This window comes from Solidesulfovibrio carbinoliphilus subsp. oakridgensis, from assembly GCF_000177215.2.
In the GTDB taxonomy this organism is placed as follows: domain Bacteria; phylum Desulfobacterota; class Desulfovibrionia; order Desulfovibrionales; family Desulfovibrionaceae; genus Solidesulfovibrio; species Solidesulfovibrio carbinoliphilus.
In genome coordinates this window covers 1,827,791-1,848,073 of the sequence record NZ_CM001368.1, presented here as the reverse complement: position 1 = coordinate 1,848,073, position 20,283 = coordinate 1,827,791, and the positions used below count along the sequence as shown (strand labels likewise).

Sequence of the window (20,283 nt, the reverse complement as noted above, 5' to 3'; positions counted from 1 at the left end):
GTACGGCTTACGGCTTATAAGCCATACCATAACCAGAATCTTCAATCAGTCCATAAAACGCTCTAGAATTTATATGTGCCAGCGTTGGGCATTACGCCCCCACCGACTCCATCTTTGTTGTTGCCAAAGGTCTGATCCAGCATAGGCTTGAGATTCCCAAGCCCATTGTCGTCTTTGTCAGGCTTATTGCTGCCGTAGCTGAGTCGAGGAGAAGCTTTGTACGGACTCTTTTGGGGATTTTGAGCATTCTCACTGTTCTGTCGTGCTTCCTTCGATACTTCATCAGCATACGAAAAGCTGGAGAACAGAACAGCGCAAGCGATAACCAGCGCGAAGAGCTTCATATAACCTCCTATTCGACACCAAACTCTCCAATTCAACGGCAAGCGGTCCACGATAACTCGGGCGAGTGGGAGGGCGTCGTGACCTTGGAGATTCCAGAAGGCGGAACTCCGATGGCGCACGGCCTGGCCCGTTCTCCCTGCCCATCAGGTTTGGCGATGTCCAAGGTTGCACCGTCCACGATCCCGACCACCTTCCCGTGCCAGGGATCAGCCGCAGGGGCTTTAAGCGGGCACAGGAGAAGAACTATAACCAGAAAGGGCCTTGAGGGCCAAACGGAAGTGAACAGGCAGCGGGGCATTGTCCATCCTCAGCCTTGTTTTTGAAAGGAGATGGGCCACACATGCCAGGGGAGGCAATCCCTGGCAACGGAAAACCTTTGGGAGGAAATAGGCGGCGGGAAAGGAACGGGGAGCGTGAAAGGGCCTGGGATCGGACTGCGGAGTAGAGTCGGCGGTGGCGACGGAATACGCAAGGGAGTCGGAAGCGGTAACCCTCTTTGCTGCCGTGGTCACTGGCCTGGAAATGGGGGAGTGCGGGTGTGGACACTGAGCGCAATTTCGCCGCGAGGTTCGCCGGACGGGCACGGTTTGTGTCGACTGTCCGCTGGATCCCGGCGTGCCTTATGGGCGGTCATTGCGTCGAGCGCCCGGTGAATGGGCACGGCAGGACCAAGAGAGCTTTTCCCTTGCCGGGGATGCCCCCTCGCCTCGGCAACCTTCACGGGGATTCATGCCATATAATCCGAAAGCGGGGGACAGGTGGGGGGCAAACCGGACGATCAACGAAAAAGGGGCCACGGCTGTTAACCGTAACCCCTTGGGATTGCTGGTGGGCCATCAAGGACTCGAACCTTGAACCAACGGATTAAGAGTCCGCTGCTCTACCAATTGAGCTAATGGCCCGTGCGCTGTTCATGTGCAGCGAGGAAGCGGTCTACGCGGATGGCCCGGGGTTGTCAACACCGTTTCGTGAAAAATTTTCGGCAAAGCCGCCGCGGCATTTGCCGTTGGACCGCTTCTGGAGTATATGCCACGCTTCGGCGATTATTACCGCCGCCAGGCGCGGCGTATCCATAGGGCGTGCATGAGCCATATTCTCGGCCTCAAGTTCCGTGACCACGGACAGGTGTATTATTTCGACTCCGGACCCTTTGTCGTGGCCGTCGGCGACAGCGTCCTGGTCCAGACCGAGCAGGGGCTCGGCATGGGCAAGGTGACGCTTGTCCGCGACACGCCGCCCGAAGACGGCGAGCAGCAGGAGATCAAACCCATCTTTCGGCTGCCGACGCCCGAAGACCTGGAGATTGAGCGCGAAAACGACGCGCTGGCCCGCGAGGCCCGCACGTATTGCCGCAAGTGCATCGAAACCCGGGCCCTGGAGATGAAGCTCGTGGACGTGGAGGTCCTCCACGACCGGGGCAAGATCGTCTTTTATTTCACGGCCCCGGGCCGCATCGACTTCCGGGAGCTGGTCAAGGACCTGGTCAAGGCCTACCACACCCGCATCGAACTGCGGCAGATCGGCGTGCGCCACGAGACCCAGATGCTCGGCGCCATCGGCAACTGCGGCCAGATGTGCTGCTGCCGCCGGTTCATGCGCAAGTTCGCTCCGGTCACCATCAAGATGGCCAAGGAGCAGAACCTCTTTTTGAACCCGACCAAGATCTCGGGCATCTGCGGCCGGCTTTTGTGCTGCCTGTCTTTTGAACAGGAAAACTACGAGCAGTTCCAGAAAAAATGCCCCCGGGTCGGCAAGAAGTTTTCCACCTCCCTGGGTACGGTCAAGGTCCTGCGCACCAACCTGTTTCGCGAGACCGTGACGGTCCTTGACGAGGCCGGCGAGGAGCGCGAACTGACGGTCGAGGAGTGGGGCACGGTGGTCGAGGCCCGCCTGCCGTCGGAAGGGCAGGCCCAGCCGCGGCCGGCCGAACCCGGCCGGCCCGAGACCGCCCGGCCCGAAGGCGGCCGTCCCGAAGGCGGCCGTCCCGAGGGCGGCCGTTCCGACTCCCGTCGCGGCGAGGGATCGTCCCATGGCCGGCCCGAAGGACGCGGCGAGGGCCGCGACCGTTCCCGTCCATCCGGGGCGGGGGGCCCGCAGGCGTCCCCGTCGCCGGCCCCGTCCCGGCCGGCCGGGCCCAGCGCCGGACCCGAGGCCGGGCCCCAGGCCGAGCGCGAGCCCGGCTCCCGGCCTTCCCGCCGGGGCCGGCGGCCGTCCCGCAAAAATCCGCGCCAGCAGTCGTCTGCTGCTTCAGGGCCGAACCCGGGCTCCGCTGCGGGCCAGCATCCCGGACAGGACCCGACTCAGACACAGGCCCCGGGCCAGGGCCAGCGTCAACGACGTCCCCGGCCCGAATCCCGCCCCGACACCCGCCCCGGCGGCAAACCCTCTTCCCGTGACCCGGAGACCGGATCGTGAACCGTTTTTTCATTACCACGCCCATCTACTACGTCAACGCCAAGCCGCACCTCGGCCACGCCTACACCACCACCGTGGCCGACAGTCTGGCCCGGTTCCACGCGCTCCTGGGCGAGGACGTCTATTTCCTGACCGGCACGGACGAGCACGGCGACAAGATCGCGGAAGCGGCCAAGGCGGCCGGCCAGACGCCAAAGGAATACGCCGACGCCATAAGCGGCCTGTTCAGTTCCCTGTGGCCCCGGCTCGGCATCACGCCGAGCCGGTTTATTCGCACCACGGACGCCGACCACAAGGAGGCCGTGCGCCGGGCCCTGCAACAGGTCTACGACAAGGGCGACATCTACTTCGGCGAGTACGGCGGCCACTACTGCAAGGGCTGCGAACGGTTTCTGACCGACAAGGAGCTGGTGGACGGCCTGTGTCCGGACCACAAGGTCAAGCCCGAGTACATCGCCGAGAAGAACTACTTTTTCCGCATGTCCAAGTACCAGGGCGCGCTTCTCGATCACATCAGGGCCAACCCGGACTTCATCCGGCCCCGCCAGTACCGAAACGAGGTGGTGAGCCTCCTGGAGTCGGGCGCGTTGGAGGACCTCTGCATCTCCCGGCCCAAGTCGCGCCTGACCTGGGGCATCGAGCTGCCCTTTGACGCAAACTTCGTCACCTACGTCTGGTTCGACGCGCTCATCAACTACCTGACCGCCATCGGCTGGCCCGACGCCCCGGATTTCTCCCAGTGGTGGGGTGCGGCCGAGCATCTGGTCGCCAAGGACATCCTGAAGCCCCACGCCATCTTCTGGCCGACCATGCTGCTGGCCATGGACCTGCCGCTCTATAAGCGCCTCAACGTCCACGGCTACTGGCTGGTGCGCGACACCAAGATGTCCAAGTCGCTTGGCAACGTGGTCGAGCCCCTCGATATGGCCGCCAAGGCCGGGCTGTCCGGCATGCGCTATTTCTTCCTGCGCGAGATGGTTTTCGGCTCGGACGCCAGCTATTCCGACGAGGCCTTCATCGGCCGGTTCAACGCCGATCTGGCCAACGACCTCGGCAATCTGGCCAACCGGACCCTGGCCATGACGGCCAAGTATTTCGGCAGCGTGGTGCCGGCGGCCACGGAGTCCGACCCGGCCGACGGCGAACTGTCCCGGCTGGCCCTGGACGCCACCCAGAACTTCGTGGCGCTTTTCGGCGCGGCCCAGTTCTCCCGGGCCCTGAAAGCCCTGTGGGAACTCGTGCGCGGGCTCAACAAGTACGTGGACGCCATGGCGCCCTGGACCCTTTTCAAGGAAGGCCGCACCGAGCGCCTCGGCACGGTCATGGCCACGGCCCTCGGCGGACTGCGCCGGGCCGCCGCCTGCCTCCTGCCGGTCATGCCCGAGGCCGCCGAAAAGCTCCTGGCCCAGCTCGGCCAGGACCCGGCCGCCATCCGGCTCGACGCCGAGGCGGCGGGCTTTGCCCCGCTTGCCGCCGGCACGGCCGTGGCCGCCACCTCGAACCTCTTCCCGCGCCTGGACCTCCCGGCCGCCGAGGAAAAAGCCCCGGCCGCGCCCAAACAGAAGGCCAAGGACAAGGCTTCCAAAGCCCCCAAGGCGCCGGCCGAAAAGCCGGGCCCGGCCCCGGAAGTGGCCTTCGAGGATTTCGCCAAACTGGACCTGCGCGTCGGCACGGTGGTCTCGGCCGCGCCCGTGCCCGGGGCCGACCGGCTCTATGCCGTGACCGTGGACATCGGCGAGCCCGAACCCCGTCCCGTGGTGGCCGGCCTGGCCGAGCACTTCGCGGCCGACGACCTGGTCGGCCGGCAGGTGGTGCTCGTGGCCAACCTCGCGCCCCGAAAGCTCCGGGGCGCCACCTCCCACGGCATGATCCTGGCCGTCAAACACGCCGGCGGGCTGGCCCTCCTGACGCCGACGGCGCCGGTTGCTCCGGGCGACCGCGTTTCGTGACACACCGTCACGCGAGTTGCAAAAAACGCTTGTTTTTACATAACAATTGACTTGCAATCCCCGTGTGCTACGAGCACGGGAAACCACGGGGGCGGGGGGTGCGCCCGGAACCGGGCCGGATTCCGAGGGGGAAGCCGGCCCGGTTCCGGGCGCGCCGGGTGTCGGAGAGGGGGGTGTATGCGTCTTTCCTTGCAACTGCGCCTGACGATCACCACGGTCGTCGGGTTTTTTCTGGTCGTCCTGGCCGCCAACGCGGCTTCGTCCTGGCGGCTTTCCGGCCTGACCGCCACGGCCCGGGCCTCCCTTGCCCGGGTGGAGGCCGACCTCGGCGCCACCGCCGCCGCCCAGAGCGCGGCCCGGGCGGATATCGCCGCCCTCGGCCGCCTGCTCGACGACCTGCCGGCCAAGGCCGCGACCGCTTCGTCCCTGGCCGGCCTGCTGGCGGCGGCCGTGCTGGTGGCCCTGTTCCTGGCCCTCCTCAACCGCTATCTCATGCAGCCGCTCGAGCGTCTGGCCGGCTACGCCAACAGCGTGGGCGAGGGCCGTCCGGCCCCCTTTGCCGACGACGGCCGCTTCCACGGCCGGCTCGGCGTCCTCAAGGACAGCCTGGAGGCCATGGTCACGGTCATGGACGATCAGCTCCAACTGGCCAAGGCCAAGGCCGCCGAGGTCGAGGCCCACGCGGCTGCGGCCGAGGAGGCCACCCGCGAGGCCAGACGGGCCGGCAAGAAGGACGAGGCCAGGCGCTTTGGCATGCTGGCGGCCGGGGAGACCCTCGAAAACGTGGCCGACACCATCAAGAAGGCCACCGGCGACCTGCGCACCGAAGCCCGGGACGTCAGCCACGGCGCGGAAGAGCAGAAGGAATACATCGACGACACGGCCGACTCGGTCGGGGTCATGGTCCAGTCCACGGTGGCCGTGGCCAGAAGCGCCGAGATGGCCGCCGCCGCCGCCGAGGAGGCCCGCAAGCGGGCCATGGACGGCGCGTCCGTGGTGGACGACTCCGTGGCCGCCATCGGCCGGGTCAGCACGCTGGCCGAGGCGCTCAAGGGCAACATGGCCGAGCTCGGCCGGCAGGCCGAATCCATCGGCCAGGTCATGACCGTCATCACCGACATCGCGGACCAGACCAACCTGCTGGCCCTCAATGCCGCCATCGAGGCCGCCCGGGCCGGCGAGGCCGGACGCGGCTTTGCGGTCGTTGCCGACGAGGTCCGAAAGCTGGCTGAAAAGACCATGTCGGCCACGGCCGAGGTCGGGCAGGTCATCCAGGCCATCCAGAAGGGCACCTTCGACAACATCCGCCACATGGACCAGGCGGCAGCGGCTGTCGGCGACGCCACGGAACTGGCCGGCGAATCCCGGGCGGCCCTTGGCCAGATCGTCAGCCTCTCCGGCGACGCGGCCAGCCAGGTCGGCTCCATCGCCAGTGCCTCGGACGAGCAGGTGGCGGCCAGCGAACGGATCAAGGCCGCCATCGACCGGGTCCGCGACCTCTCGGCCCGCACCACCGAAGGCATGCTCCGCTCGGCCGGCACCATCGAGACCCTCGGCGGGGAAATCGAGGAACTCATCAAGCTGAACGGCGTCTTCAAGCTCATCGGCCAGGGCACGGCCCAGGACGTGGTCGAGGCCCTGGCCGTGGCCCCGGACATGGCCGGCCTGGCCCGCGAGGCCATGGAGCGCCTCATGCGCAAGGCCCTGTCCGAGAACGCCTTCCTGGAACTCCTCTACGCCACGGACGCAAACGGCGTGCAGATCACCGAGAACATCGCCCCGGCCGGCTTCAATTCCAAGGGGGCGGCGTCCGTGCGCGGCAAGAACTGGTCCTCCCGGCCCTGGTTCACCGGCGCCATGAAAAACCAGGACACTTCCATCTCGCCCATCTACCTGTCCGAAGCCTCGGGCGAATACTGCCTGACCATTTCCACGCCGATCCTTGCCCAGGGCCGCATCGTCGGCGTGCTCGGGGCCGACATCAAGGTCTTCAGCTAAGCGTACGGGAGGCGGCCGCGCGCCCTGGCCCGTTCGCCGGGCACCGACCGCCTCGCCGCCGCCTTTTCGTTTCCTCCGCCCCTTTCCACCAGCCCGTGCCGCCCGTCCCGTTTCAGGCCGCGTTCCCGGCCGCAAATCCCGAGGCAAAGGCCCAGTGCAGGTTGAAGCCGCCGAGGCGCCCGGTCACGTCCAGGAGCTCGCCGATGACGTAGAGCCCGGGCACGCTTGACGCTTCGAGGGTCTTCGACGAGATGCCGGCCGTGTCCACGCCGCCAAGCGTCACCTCGGCCTTGGCAAAGCCTTCGGCCTTGGCCGGGGTGAAGGGGAAAGCGCCAAGGGTCCCGGCCAGGGCCTGCCGGTCCCGCTTGGACAGGTTGGCCACCGTGCCGGAGAGACCCAGGCGGGCGCACAGGGCCGCGGCCAGCCTTTTGGGCAGGTGCCGGGCCAGGGCGTTTTTGAGTTCGAGCTTCCCGGCCTCGGCCAGGGCGGCGTCGAGGTCGAACCCGGGCAGGAAGTCCACGGCCAGCGTCTGGCCCGGCCGCCAGAAGAGCGAGGCGTCAAAGACCGCCGGCCCGGAAATGCCCTTGTGGGTGAAAAGGAGATCCCCGGCCACCGCGCACGGGCCGGAAATCGCCACCGGCAGCGACACTCCGGCCAGCTCCCGGCAGAATTCCGCCAGATCGGCTCCGGCCAGAAACGGGGTCAGGCCCGGCCGCAGCTCGGTCAGGCCAAGGCCGAAACTCCGGGCCAGCCGGTAGCCGAAATCCGTGGCCCCGAGTCCGGGCCAGGACTTGCCGCCAAGGGCCAGCACCAACGCCCGGGACCGGACCGGACCGGCGTCGGTGTCGACCACGAACGCCTCCCCCTCCTTGCGCGCGGCCAGAAGCGTGCTGCCGGTCACGATCCGGGCCCCGGCCGCCTCGGCCTCGGCCACCAGGAACCGGGCCAGGGACACCGCCCCGTCGCGGCAAAAGACCTTGCCCCCGTCCTCTTCCCGGGTGGCCACGCCGCCGCCGTTGGCCCAGTCCAGGAAATCCCAAGGCGTGAACCGGGCCAGGGCCGATTTGACGAAATGCGGGTTGGCGCACCGGTAATCCGCCGGGCCAAGGTCCGTGTTGGTGCAGTTGGCCCGGCCGCCGCCCGAAGCCAGGACCTTGCGGGCCGCCTTGCCGCCGTGGTCCAGGACCACGACCCCGCGGCCCCGCCGGGCGCAGGCCGTGGCGCACGACAGGCCCGAAGCCCCGGCCCCCAGTATGATGACGTCTGTGTGCATAGGTTTCCTTGCGCCTGCCTGCTACCCCAGGAACCCGGGAACGCCAACAATTTTATTGAAGATGCCTCCGGCGGCCGGGAGGGGGTCACCCCCTCCCGGACCCACCCGAACGGGGAGGTGGACGGCCGGGTGGGAGTGCGGGGCAAAGCGGGAGCTTCGCCGGTCCGATTCCGGCCACACCGCGCCATGCCCGCCCTCGTCCAAATTCCCCCTCGCTCACCCCAATTCCCGCCCAGGGGGTCCGGGGGGGATGATCCCCCCCGGCCGCCGGAGGCATCTTCCCTTCCCTCCCCTCCCCCGTCGCCGCCGGCTACTGCGGCCGCAGGGCCATCCAGGTTTCGAGGGTGTCGAGGAGCTTGGCGCGGGCGATGGGTTTGACCTGGAAGTCGTCGCAGCCGGCGTCGAGGCTTTGGCGGCGGTGCTCTTCGAAGGCGTGGGCGGTCAGGGCGATGACGGGGGTGCGGGGGCGGCCGATTTCGGTTTCCAGGAGGCGCAGGGCCTGGGTGGTCTGGCAGCCGTCCATGCCGGGCATTTCCATGTCCATGAGCACGAGGTCGAAGGGCTTGTCGCGAAAGGCTTCGAGGCCGGCCTGGCCGCTCGGGGCCCAGGTCAGGTCGAAGGCCGAGCCTTCGAGCATGAGCCGGGTGACTTCGGCGTTGGTGGCGCTGTCCTCGATGAGAAGCAGCGAGCCTTTGCGGCCCGGGCGCCGGGGCTCCGGCGGGCGGGAATCGTCCGGCGGCGGCGCGGCCAGCGGCCGCAGGGGCAGGCTGACGGTAAAGACCGACCCCTGGCCCGGGGTGCTGTCCACCCGGATGCTGCCACCCATCATGTGGACGAGCTTGTTGCAGATGGCCAGGCCAAGCCCCACCCCGCCGTAGTGGCGGCTGGCCGAGGCATTGACCTGGGTGAACCGGTCGAAGATGACGGTCTGCTTGTCGGCCGGGATGCCGATGCCGGTGTCGCGCACGGCCAGCCGCAGCCAAGCGCCGGTGTCGGCGTGGTCCTCGCGGCCGAGTTCCAGGACGATTTCGCCCTGGTCGGTGAATTTGACGGCATTGCCGAGCAGGTTGACCAGCACCTGCCGGATGCGGTCCGGCGAGCAGGAGAGGCGGGCCGGCAGGGTGCCCTGGACGTCCAGGCGCAGGGCGAGTCCTTTCCGGGCGGCGTCGGGGCGCATCATGTCCGTGAGCTTGCCGGCCAGGGCCACGATGTCGCAGGCCTTTTCCTCCATGATCAGGCCCCCGGCCTCGATCTGGGACAGGTCCAGGATGTCGTTTAAAAGGGCGAGCAGGGTGCCGCCGGCCGCCTCGATGGCGCGCAAGGCCTCGGTGTGCTTGGGTGGCAGGTCGCTTGCGGCCAGGACCCCGGCCATGCCGAGGATGGTGTTCATGGGCGTGCGGATCTCGTGGCTCATGGTGGAGAGGAATTCGCTCTTGGCCCGGTTGGCCGTCTCGGCGGCCTCCTTGGAGCGGCGCAGGGCCTGCTCCATGGCCTTGCGCTCGGTGATGTCCACCAGCACGGCCAGGATGCCGGACTCGCCGTAGACCTGGATCGGCACGGCCGAATAGAGGGTGACGACCGGGGAGCCGTTTTTGTGGCGCAGGTCCAGTTCCTTGGCCACCACCGACCCGGCGGCGGCCATCTCGGCCATGAGCGCCCCCCGGTCCTCGGGCCGGGCCCACAGGCCGATCTCGGTGCTGGTGCGGCCGATGACGTCGGCCTTGTTGTGGCCAAACATCCGCGCCCCGGTCTCGTTGACGTCCAGGATGCGGCCGTCACGCCTGGTGGTGACCGAGATGCCGACAGGGCTGTAGCGGAAAATCTTGGCCAGCTGGTCCTGGCTTTCGCGCAGGGCTTCTTCGTCGCGCTTGCGGCGGGTGACGTCGGTGTGGGTCCCGGCCATGCGCACGATCCGGCCGTATTTGTCCCGCAGGCTGGCCCCGCGGCCAAGAATCCAGCGGTAGGACCCGTCCTTGTGCCGCATCCGGTATTCCACCACGAAGTTGTCCACCTCCCCGTCGGCGCACCGCTTGTTTTCGCGCAGGACGATATCGGCGTCGTCGGGGTGGATAAGCTTGGTCCATGTCTCTGCCCGGGGCGGCATGGCGTCCGGGGAAAATCCGAGGATCTCCAGGTAGCGTGGAGAAAAATAGACCGTGTCGGTCACCAGGTCCCAGTCCCAGATGCCGTCGTTGGCGCCGCGGGTGACCAGGGCGTAGCGGGCCTCGCTGGCCGCCAGGGCCTCTTCGACCTGCTTGCGTTCGGTGATGTCCGCGCCGACGCACAGGATCTCGGCGGCTTGGCCGGACGGGGCGCGCAGCGCGCGCAGGGACCAGGCGAGCCAGGCCGCTTCGCCGTTTCGGGTGCGGTGGCGCCTGTCGAAGGCGCGGGTGCCGATTGCGCTGCCGGCCACGTCGGCCAGGATATCGTCCCAGCTTTCCGCCTCGTCGTCGTCAGGGGGGTCGATCAGGCTGGCGATGGTCCGGCCGAACATCTGGTCCTGGGTTTGGCCGAAGAGGCGTTGGCCGAAGGCGTTGCAGAAAACGACCCGGCCGAGGAGGTCCAGGCGCACGATGACGCTGCCGGCGTTCTCGACCAGCTCCCGGTAGCGTTCCTCGCTCTGGCCCACGGCGGCCAGGAGTTCCTGGAGCTTGCCGGTCTGGCGGCGGACCGTGCGGCGCAGCACGGCGTTTATGGACAAAAGGACCAGGGCCGCGGCCGCCACCGCCACCAGGGCCAGGAGGACGTAGCGGACCGTGGCGGACTGGAAGAGCGAGGTGCCCCGCCATTTCTTGTCGATGGCCTCGTATTCGGCGGGCGTGATGCGGGAAAAGCCGTCCTCGACGAGCTGGAGCAGGGCGGCGTCGCCCTTGCGCACGGCCCGGTGGAACTGGCCGGAATAGAGGGTGAAGGCCAGGCGGAAGTCGTCTTCCAGGCCGAATTTGTAAAGATAATGGAGGGCCGGGGGCTTGTCCGCGCAAAAGACCGTGACCCGTCCGTCCCCGGCCGCCCGGACCAGGGCCTCGTAGCTGTCGAAGGGGACCAGGGACAGGATGTCGAGGTCCCGCAGCCGGCCGACGCTGGCGTCGCCGGCCTTGACCCCCACCGGGAAGCCCCTGAGGGACTCGGCGTCGCTTAGGCCGCCAAGGTCCTTCTGGACGAAGACCGGCACGTCGATGGTCGTGTAGCCTTCCGAAAAAAGGTAATATTTGAGGCGCGCCTCGGTCTCGAACAGGGTGTCGATGACATCGGCCTTGCCCTGGAGCATGAAATCCTGGGCCGCGTTCCATTCCATGGGAAGGAGGGTGACGGGCAGGCCGTTTTTTGCCTCCCACAGCCGCCAGTAATCGACCAGGATGCCCTGGAGGCCGCCTTCCGGTGTCTGGAACACGTAGGGCGGGTAGTCCTTGTCGAGGACCACGGTCAGGTGGCGAAGGGGCTGTGGCCCGGCGTCGGCGCCGGTCTGGGCGAAAGCGGGGCGGAGTGGAAAAAGGAGGGCGACAAGGACCAGCAAGGCCCACAGAAGGGGCAACGGCGCGACGGGGCCCCGGGCTTGGCCCCACGGCAGGTCCGGTCGCGCCAGGGCGGTCATGTCGCCATCCCCTCCGGCCGGATGCGGCGTGGTTCGTTTGGCAATGCGGGGCGACGCGGGGCGGTCATAGCCAGGTTTCCCACCTTCCGTTTGGAGGCCGGCGCGCGGCCGTTTTCTTCAGGCGGACCCGCGTCTTGGCGGTACGGATGCCAGCCGGACACACCATAGGCCAAAGGCCGGTGGCCGGCAACGGGTTCCTCGGCCTGCGCTCGCCGGGCCGGCAGGTGGAGGCCTCATTTGCCGGTCGGCGCGAACACCCCGTCCCAGTCCGGCGGCGGCGGGGAGAGCAAGTGCTCGCGGCACCGGACGGCGAAGACCCGGGACGGCGGGTCGCCCTGGGGCGGCCTGGCCGCGTCGGCGGCCAGGAATCCGGCCAGGGCGTCCTCGAAGCGGCGGGCGGCGTAGAGGCGGCGGGCCGCTTCGAAAGTTGCGGCAAAAGCCGCCCCCGGCTCCCCGGCCCGGCCAAGGGGCTCGAAGACCGTCACCGCCCGCTCCCGGCCTTTGACCCGGACCCGGTCCACCTCCCGGCAGACGAAGCCCGGCCCTGCGGCCGCGACCACGGCCTCGGTGGCCAGAATCCGGGTGCCGTAATACTTGTTGAGCGATTCCAGGCGGGAAGCCAGATTCACGGTGTCGCCGAGGACGGTGTAGTCAAACCGCTCTCTGGAGCCCACGTTGCCGACCACGGCCGGCCCGGCGTGCAGGCCCATGCGGGCGTCGAGGACAGGCAGGCCACGGTCGGCGAAGTCGCGGGAGAGCGAGGCCAGGGCGTCCCGCAGGGCCAGGGCCGCGCCAAGGGCCTTGGCCGCGTGGGCCGGGTCGGCCAGGGGCGCGCCCCAGAAGGCCATGATGGCGTCGCCGATGAACTTGTCGAGCGTGCCGCCGCTTCGGAGGATGATGTCCGTGGCCGGGGTGAACCAGGCGTTGAGGAGGCCGATCAGTTCCTTGGGGGAGAGGGTTTCGGAAAAGGATGTGAACCCGGCCAGGTCCGAGAAAAAGACCGTGACCTCGGCCTCCCGGCCGCCAAGTTCCAGGAGTTCCGGTCGATTGATCAGGTCGCGCACCACCTGGGGCGCCAGATAGCGGGAGAAGGCCCGGGCCAGGAACCGCTTTTCCCGCCGCTCCTCCAGGCCCCGGTAGAGGGTGGCGGCCGCGCCGGCGAGCGTCAGGCCGCCGGCGAGCAGCATCGGCGGGGCCCAGACGAAGCGCCAGACAAAGAGCCCGGCCGAGAGGGCCAGGAGTCCGGCGGCAAGGCCCAGGGCCGAGGCTGCGGCCGGCACCGGCCGCAGCCGGAAAAGGACGGCCCCGGCCACGGGCAGGAGGCACCCCCCGAAGCCGAGCATGGCGGCCAGGGGAATTTCCCGGCCGGGAGCGCCGCGAAGCATGGTGTAAAGGATGGCGGCCTGGATCTCCGGGCCGGGCGTGGGTTGGCCCGTCACCCGGGAAAGCGGCGTGGCAAAGGTGTCGGCCTGGCCAAGGGGCGCGGCCGAGGCGGCCAGGGACCGGCCGACCACCACCACCCTGTCCCGGATGTGTTCGGCCGGGAGCGGCCGGTCCGGGTCGATCACGTCGGCGTAGGAGACGGTGTCGATGGTCCGGGCCGGGCCCGGAAAGTCGATCAGCCCCTTGGCGTCCGGGACCGCGCCGTCCTTGGCGAGCAGGCGCAAGGCCGCGCCGGCCAGGGTCGGCAGGCCGGCGTGGCGGGTGGCGAAGCGGCGGATGGCTCCGTCCCGGTCCGGGGTGAGGACAGCCAGGCCCGCGCCGGCGGCCTTGTCCCGGAAAAGGGGCAGGGGCGGCACCAGGATCTGCCGGGCAAAGGCCGGATCGTCGGCCGTGTCCAGGGCCATGGCCAGGACCACGGGCCCGGCGTCGCCGAGGGCCCCGGCCAGGGCCGCGTCGTCGGCGTTGCCGGGCGGGCCGGACGGCTCGGCAAAGACCATGTCCAGGACCACGAGGCGGGCCCCGGCCGCGTGCAGGCGGGTAAGAAGCTTCGCATGGAGACGGCGCGGCCAGGGCCAGGGCAGGCCGATGGCCTGGAAGGACGGCTCGTCCACGGCCACGACCAGGAGCCCGGGCGGCCGGTCGCCCCGGCTTCGCAGCGCATAGGCCGCGTCCAGGGCCATGTTTTCCAGGGACGCGCCAAAAGGGGACAGGCCGGCCAGGAACACGAGGCCCCAGAGGGCCAGCCCGGCCGCAAGGCCCATGGCCAGGGAGCGGCCGTGGTCCCGCGCGCCTTGGGTTTCCCGGTCTTCGGCCACGCCGGCCGCCCTAGAAGAACCAGCCGATCTTGAAAAGGATCTGGCGGTCCGGGTAGAACGAGTCCAGGGTCACGGCCTCGTGCTGGTAGGTGAAGCGCGTGCCCGTGAGGTTGGTGCCGGCCACGGAGACGAATCCCCGCTTGCCCGGGAACTGGTAGGAGACCTGGGCGCCAAGGAGGCCAAAGAGGGTTTCGGTCCGACGTTCGCCGTAGATGTTCTGGTAGCGGTTGTCGAAATAGAACTGGTGGACGGCCGTGCCGGAGATGCCGGCGCCGAAGCCCGAGGGGTGGAGGTAATTTACGGCCAGGATGCCGTCGGCCTCGAAGAAGTCCTCTTCCGGGTTGCGCCGGGCCGTGGATTCGTCCGGCAGGAGCCGTTTGGCCACGCCGAAGGCCGAGAGCCCGAGCGAGGGCAGGAGGATGCGGTTGAGGCCAAGCGTGACCATGTAGCGGGACACGGTGGCGTCGATTTCCCGGTCGTAGCTGGCGTAGGGGTCGTATTGGGGGTTTTGCACCCGGTGGTAGGCGGCCCGGGCCACGGTGAAGGTCTTCTCGTCCCACTGGGCCTCCCAGGCGGCCCCGAATTCCGTGATCTGGGAGGCGTCGTCGGCATTGAGGCGGCCGGGGAAGCCGGCCACTTCCGAAGGCTGGATGACGGACTGGAAGAGGGTGTGGGTGTTCAAATACCGCTGGAAGGCCAGGCGCAGGGTGTGGTCGGCCGTCATCTGCCAGTTGAGCCCGAACCGGGGGCTCACGAGCTGCCGCTCGATGGGATCGGGCCAGCCGAAGCGCGAAGAGGCCACGGCGTCGTAGCCGAGCCCGATCTCGGCCACGAGGCCCGGGGCCAGCTGCCAGTAGTCCATGGCGTAGACGCTGCCGGCCCGGTCGGCCGGGTTGTAGTGGTAGTTGGCGGACACGTCGTTGAGGATGCGGGCGTAGTAGACGTAGAAGTCCCGGGATTTGCGCAGGTAGTCGAGTTCGCCGCCGAAATGGTCGGCGCCGACAAGCAGGGTGTGGTCGCCGAGGATGAGCTGTTGCTGGGCTTGCAGGCTGACGAACCGGCGGTTGGTGTGGCGGTTTTGCAGGTAGGATTCGCTGGCCGGCACGTCGTTGTCCGTGAGGTTGTAAAAGGCGTAGGTCCGGTCGCGCCAGACCCAGGTGTTGTCGGCCATGGCGGCGTAGCCGATGAAGGTGGCGGCCGGGCCGAAGCGGTGGACGTAGCCCAGTTCGGCGGTGCGGTTGGCGAAGTATTGTCTTTGAAACGGCGAATTCGGGTAGAGCCAGTCGCTTTGGTTGGCGGTGTCCCCGGCGTGGGTGTCGTTGGTGGTGACGACGGCCAGCACGGCGTTCCGCACCGTCGGCTCCCACTTGAGCTGGCCGAAGGCGTACAGGGACCGGGTGTCGCCGTTTTGCTCGCGCATGCCCTGGTCGTCGGAATAGGAGCCGTAGACGTCGCCGGCCAGTCCCGGCCGGCCGCCGTAGGCCTCGAGGGAGGCCGACCAGATCGGCTTGCCGTTGCTCCAGACCCCGGCGCTGTCCACGGTCTGGAAGCGCAGGTAGGGCATCTCGAACATGGGGGTGTAGTCGTTGTAGAGCGTGAAGCTGTTCTGGTTGGCCGGCGAAAGGAGGCGGTAAAGGAGCAGTTCCGTGCCCGACGCCCCGACGCGCTGGCGGGTGGCCGTGTAGGCGCTGCTCATGAACAGGTGGGCCGAGGGGTTGAGCGGATCGTTTTTGACGGCCGTGACCGCCTTGGAATAGGCCCAGTCGCCAAGCCCCAAGAGCGTGTAGGACCGGGCCAGGTCCACGTTACGAACGGCTAGGTCGCGGTCGAGGGTCAGGCGCGACCGGAACAGGGCCTGGTTGCCGTTTTTGGCGATGGACCGGTTGATTTCCATCACGGCTTCGCCCGGCCGGTTGAGGTCGGTCAGGGCGATGCCCTTGTAAAGATGGGGCGTGGGGTCGCGCGGGTCCAGGGAGGCGGCGTAGTCGTAGGTGGCCAGGGCCTTGTCGAAGTCGCGGTTCTGGTAGAGGGCCTTCCCCAGGGCCGACTGGAGGAGGGACAGGCGCGGGGAAAGGAGCGTCGCCCCGAGCATCTGTTCCAGGCCCAGGGCCTTCTGGCCCCGGGAATAGGCCACGTAGCCGAGGCCGAGCCGGGCGTCGCCAAGGCCCGGGTCCAGGGCGGCGGCCTTGTTGAAAAAGGCTTCGGCGCCCTTGAAATCGCGAAAGCCCAGGCGCACGAACCCGGCCGTGGCCTGGACCACGGCCTCGCCCGGCGCGGCGGCCAGCGCTTTGCTTATGGTGGCCCAGGCCGCCTCCAGCTCGTCGGAGCCGAGCTCGATGCGGGCCAGGTAGACGGCGGCGGCCACGAAGCCGGGGTCAAGGACCAGGGCCCGGGCAAAGGCGGCCTTGGCCCGCGGCAGGTCGAAGGCGGCCATGGCGGCGAGACCGGCCGTCACCTGGGCCAGGGCGGAGTCCGGGGCCCGGGCGAGCAGGGCGTCGGCCTGGGCCCTGGCCTCCTCCCGGCGGTTTTCGAAAAGGGCCATCTGGGCCGTGAGGCTGGCCGCGGCCACGGAACCCGGATCGCGGGCCGAAGCCTCGGCCAGCCATGTGCCGGCCGTGCCCGGTTCGCCGGCCATGAGCGCCACGTAGGCGGCGGCGGTCAGCTCCCCGGCCCCGGCCTGGCCCGAGGCGGCCAGCCGCGAGGCCGCGGCGTAGGCCCCGGCCACGTCGCCGTGGGCCGCCTGGCCGAGGGCAAGGCGCGCGGCCGTCGCCCGGGGCCCGTCCGGCGCACCGGAGAGGAGCATGGCCGGATCGGCCACGGCCGGATAATAGAGCGTCCACTGGACCGCGTCCCGGGGATTGACCAGGACCTGCTTGGTCGGGGCCTGGCCCGGCCGGGCCGAGCCGATTTCCCCGGCGGCCAGGGGAATCTGGCCCTGGGCGTTGAAAAGGGTCAGGGCCCCGCCAAGGAGGGCCACGGAGGTCAAGCCGTCCGGCCCGACCCGGACCACGAATTCCGTTCCCCGGATGGCGGCGGTCAGGGCCGGGGTGGACAGTTCGAACCGGAACCGCTCGGCCTCGTTTTTGAGCCAGACCTCGCCTTTGGGCACGTCGTAGAGGCTGGCCGACCCCGGCCCGCCGGCCGCGGCCGGCACCAGCCCGCCGCCGGCCAGCCGCCCGGACGGGGCCGCGGCCTTCAAGACCAGGATGGTATTTTCGTTGAGCTTTATTTGCGATTCGTCCACGCAAAGGACGGCCGCCTTGGCGGCCGGGCCCGTGGACAGGGCGTCGCCCGGAAAGAGCGTGCGTCCGGCCTCGGCCGGGCGCCAGCCGGCGTCCCCGGCCGGCCGCAGGGACACCTGCCCCTGGACGAACAGGAGCCGTCCCACCGGCTCGGCGGCGGCCAGGGCGGGACCGGTCATGGCCAGGAAAAGCAACATCGCCTGAAGAGCCAGGAGTGCGGCCTTGATGCCGGGCATGGGGTCCCTCCGCGAACGCGATTTGACGCATGGTTCCAGGGCCTGTGCTAGCCCAGGTTGTGGAAAAAAGTCCATGGCGCGAGGGGCGGTATTCGGCGGATTTTCCCGACTTTTTTGCGGCGACGTCGGCAGGGTGCCGGGGAGGCCGAGGATTCGGGGAGCGGCGGGGGACGGCGGCGGGGCGGAGCCGGGCCAAAGGGCCGTTCATGCCTGCGGCGCGGGTGGCCAGGAACGGCCTTCGGCGGCGAGGAAGCCTTCTCGCGCCCGCCGGGTGTTTACACGGCCAGTCCCAATTGCTACCCCACGGCGATGATACTCGGACACGCCGGTCTGGCCGTCCTGGCCAGGCGCACCGCTTTTTCCACAGTCTCCTTGGTCCCGCTCCTGGCCGCCGCCTACGGTCCGGACCTGATCGACAAGATGGGCATGGTTTTTTGGGGCACCTCGGGCAAGTTCGTCGGCCATTCCCTGGCCGTGTTCGCGGCCGTGGCCGGGCTCCTGGCCCTGTGGCTGCGCCTTTTCCGGCCCGGCCCGGCTGCCCAGACGGGCCGGGCCGGCCGTCTCTGGTGGGCCTTGACCCTTTTGTGGCTGTCCCACCTGCTGTTCGACCTGACCGAGCCGGTGGTCCTTTTCTGGCCGTTTCTCGGCCCCCTGCCTCCGCCCGACCCCTACGCCCTGGGGAGCGGCCTTGTGGCCTTCTATACCGGCCGGGGGGACCTGGCCGTGCTGGCCCTCGATCTCCTGTGCCTGGGGGCGGCCCTGGCCGCCGTCCTGCGGCCGCGCCGGACGGCGGACGTCCGGTCCGGCTAGGCCCCGGTCACACCAATCCCCGGTCGACAAGTTCCTTTTTCAGGTAGGCGTAATAGATCGGCGCGGCCACCAGCCCGGCCAGGCCGAAGGCGGCTTCCATGGCCAGCATGGCGAGCAGGAGCTCCCAGGTGCGGGCATGGATGTGGCCGCCGACGATCCGGGCGTTGAGGAAGTATTCGAGCTTGTGGACCGCGATCAGGAAGGCCAGCGACCAGACGGCCACGGCAAAGGAGACGCTCAGGCTGACGATGACGATGACCGTGTTGGAGACGAGGTTGCCGACCACCGGCAACAGTCCGACCACGAAGGTGAGGGCCACCAGGGTCTTGGCCAGGGGCAGGTGGTAGCCCATGGCCGGCAGGGCGACCAGCAGGTAGAGGAAGGTGAGGAAGGTGTTGAGGGCCGAGATGCGGACCTGGGCGAAGACCACGGCCCGGAAGGCCTCGCTGATGCGCCTTGCCCGCTCGGCCAGGGCCCCGGCCAGGGGACGGCGGCTGCCCGGCTCGGCTTCGGCGGAAAGGGACAGGATGGCCCCGAGGATCAGGCCGACCACGATGTGGGCCAGAAGGAGGCTTATCGCCTTGCCGGCCTGCTGCATGGCGGCCGCGTGCTCGCGCAGCCGCATGGCCAGTTCCTTGTCGATGTCCTCGATGTTGTCGGGCAGGTTGCGGGCCAGCCAGGCCGGCAGGGTGGCCCGGACGTTGTCCAGGATCTCGGCCATCTTGGTCAGAAGCGACGGGATGCCGGCCGATTCGTGGTGGTGGAGCAGGACGACCGATTTCCAGGCCACAAAGACCAGCCCGGTGACGATGCCGGCGGCCAGCAGCCCGACCACCACCAGCTTGGCCCGGCGATGGCCGATCCTGGTCACGCGCAAGAGCGGCGCGGCTGCGTGGATGAGCTCGAAGACAAGCAGTCCGGCCATCAGGGCCGCGAACAGGTGCAGCGGAAAGACCAGGAAGAGGGCCAGGCCGGTCAGCACCCAGGCCCAGACCTCGTGGACGGTGGGGGGCTTGGCGGCCGAAAGGGGGGCAGGGGGGACGTTCATGGCATCCCCCTAGCGCCGATCCGCCTCCCGAGGCAAGCCGCGCCGGCGGCCATGCCCGCCATGGAAGGCCGGGTCCTGATTTTGGATTACCGGTTGACGGTATTGGGGATTTAAGTGATCTACCATCCAGACTGGCGGGGTCGCCGGCAGGCGTGCCCCGGTCGACCCGGGTCCGGCCGCCCAAGGCCGGGCCCGGGTTTTTATCCTCAAATACCACAGGCAGGAGAAGTTTTTTATGGTTGCAAAGACCGACGATACCGCGACGATGATCAGCCGGCGAAAAAGCGCCATCCTCGACGCCTGGATGCAGGCCCAGCTGGCCAGCAAGACCCTGCGCCCGGACCTCATGAGCAGGGAGGAACTCTTCGTCCAGTCCAGGGAATTCCTCGACGCCTTCCAAGGCGCCGTCAGCACCGGGAACTTCACGGATACGTCGGCTCCGGAATACAGGCCGGTCCTGCGCCTCCTCGAGGACATCTCCATATCGAGGACCAGGCAGGGATTCAGCCCGGCCGAGACGGCCATGTACGTCTTCAGCCTCAAGGACACGCTCCTGGCCTTCCTCCAGGAGGCCCACGCCGGCCAGCCCGACATCCTCAACCGCGAGGTGATCAGGCTGTCCAAGCTGCTCGACACCTTCGGCCTTTTGACCTTCGACGCCTACGTGAGGGGCCGGGAAGAGATCATCCACCGCCAGCAGCAGGAGCTGCTCGAACTGTCCACCCCGGTCATCAAGGTCTGGGAAGGCGTGCTCACCCTGCCCCTGATCGGCACCCTGGACAGCGCCCGGACCCAGGTGGTCATGGAAAGCCTCCTGCAACAGATCGTGGCCACCGGCGCCTCCATCGCCATCCTCGACATCTCCGGCGTTCCGGCCGTGGACACCCTGGTGGCCCAGCACCTGCTCAAGACCGTGGCCGCCACCCGGCTCATGGGCGCGGAATGCATCATAAGCGGCATCCGGCCCGAGATCGCCCAGACCATGGTCGGCCTCGGCGTCGACCTGTCGGGCGTCCGGACCAGGGCTTCCATGGCCGACGCGCTCAAGGAGTCGCTCAAGGCCCTCGGTCTTCGCATCCAAAAAGGCGAGACCGGAGCCGACAGGAAGTAGGTGGTT

Annotated in this window: 11 protein-coding genes and 1 tRNA gene; 5 read left to right on the top strand and 7 right to left on the bottom strand. The window is 68.6% G+C overall.

The window, feature by feature from the left end:
- Positions 1-62: 62 nt before the first annotated feature.
- Both DFW101_RS19485 and DFW101_RS08005 read right to left on the bottom strand, forming a co-directional pair.
- Entirely contained in the window at positions 63-344 is a 282-nt protein-coding gene (locus DFW101_RS19485) for a hypothetical protein (RefSeq protein WP_157137629.1), read from the bottom strand.
- 827 nt (positions 345-1,171) lie between these two features.
- Positions 1,172-1,247: transfer RNA gene (locus tag DFW101_RS08005), tRNA-Lys, on the bottom strand.
- A 181-nt stretch (positions 1,248-1,428) separates the two neighbouring features.
- On the opposite strand from DFW101_RS08005, the gene DFW101_RS08000 reads away from it, so the two are divergent.
- The 3 genes from DFW101_RS08000 (at position 1,429) to DFW101_RS07990 (ending at position 6,707) form a co-directional block, all read left to right on the top strand.
- Positions 1,429-2,760: a PSP1 domain-containing protein gene (locus DFW101_RS08000; RefSeq protein WP_009181006.1), complete on the top strand. Its 1,332-nt coding sequence runs from the start codon at positions 1,429-1,431 to the stop codon at positions 2,758-2,760.
- Positions 2,757-4,709: a methionine--tRNA ligase gene (metG, locus tag DFW101_RS07995; RefSeq protein ID WP_009181005.1), complete on the top strand. Its 1,953-nt coding sequence runs from the start codon at positions 2,757-2,759 to the stop codon at positions 4,707-4,709. The genes DFW101_RS08000 and metG overlap by 4 nt, the downstream gene beginning before the upstream one ends.
- Positions 4,710-4,886: 177 nt before the next feature.
- Entirely contained in the window at positions 4,887-6,707 is a 1,821-nt protein-coding gene (locus tag DFW101_RS07990) for a methyl-accepting chemotaxis protein (RefSeq protein ID WP_009181004.1), read from the top strand.
- Between the two features lie 112 nt (positions 6,708-6,819).
- Here DFW101_RS07990 and DFW101_RS07985 read toward each other — a convergent pair whose 3' ends face one another.
- The 4 genes from DFW101_RS07985 to DFW101_RS07970 all read right to left on the bottom strand — a co-directional run bounded on the left by DFW101_RS07985 (position 6,820) and on the right by DFW101_RS07970 (position 17,308).
- On the bottom strand, positions 6,820-7,980 hold the full coding sequence (locus DFW101_RS07985; protein WP_009181003.1) for a BaiN/RdsA family NAD(P)/FAD-dependent oxidoreductase: 1,161 nt from the start codon (positions 7,978-7,980) through the stop codon (positions 6,820-6,822).
- Positions 7,981-8,290: 310 nt separating this feature from the next.
- Complete coding sequence (locus DFW101_RS07980; RefSeq protein WP_009181002.1) at positions 8,291-11,572, bottom strand: PAS domain S-box protein; 3,282 nt, start codon at positions 11,570-11,572, stop codon at positions 8,291-8,293.
- A 233-nt stretch (positions 11,573-11,805) separates the two neighbouring features.
- Positions 11,806-13,830 carry a CHASE2 domain-containing protein gene (locus DFW101_RS07975; protein WP_009181001.1) on the bottom strand — a complete coding sequence of 675 codons (2,025 nt, stop codon included), beginning with the start codon at positions 13,828-13,830 and terminating at the stop codon, positions 11,806-11,808.
- A gap of 10 nt (positions 13,831-13,840) precedes the next feature.
- On the bottom strand, positions 13,841-17,308 hold the full coding sequence (locus DFW101_RS07970) for a FecR domain-containing protein (RefSeq protein WP_009181000.1): 3,468 nt from the start codon (positions 17,306-17,308) through the stop codon (positions 13,841-13,843).
- Between the two features lie 309 nt (positions 17,309-17,617).
- Here DFW101_RS07970 and DFW101_RS07965 point away from each other — a divergent pair, with 309 nt between their 5' ends.
- Positions 17,618-18,118 (top strand): hypothetical protein, encoded by a 501-nt coding sequence (locus tag DFW101_RS07965; RefSeq protein WP_009180999.1) that lies wholly within the window; start codon positions 17,618-17,620, stop codon positions 18,116-18,118.
- A gap of 7 nt (positions 18,119-18,125) precedes the next feature.
- Here DFW101_RS07965 and DFW101_RS07960 read toward each other — a convergent pair whose 3' ends face one another.
- Complete coding sequence (locus DFW101_RS07960) at positions 18,126-19,166, bottom strand: AI-2E family transporter (protein ID WP_009180998.1); 1,041 nt, start codon at positions 19,164-19,166, stop codon at positions 18,126-18,128.
- A 235-nt stretch (positions 19,167-19,401) separates the two neighbouring features.
- Between DFW101_RS07960 and DFW101_RS07955 the strand changes: the two genes are divergently transcribed.
- Entirely contained in the window at positions 19,402-20,277 is an 876-nt protein-coding gene (locus DFW101_RS07955; protein WP_009180997.1) for an STAS domain-containing protein, read from the top strand.
- Positions 20,278-20,283 lie beyond the last annotated feature (6 nt).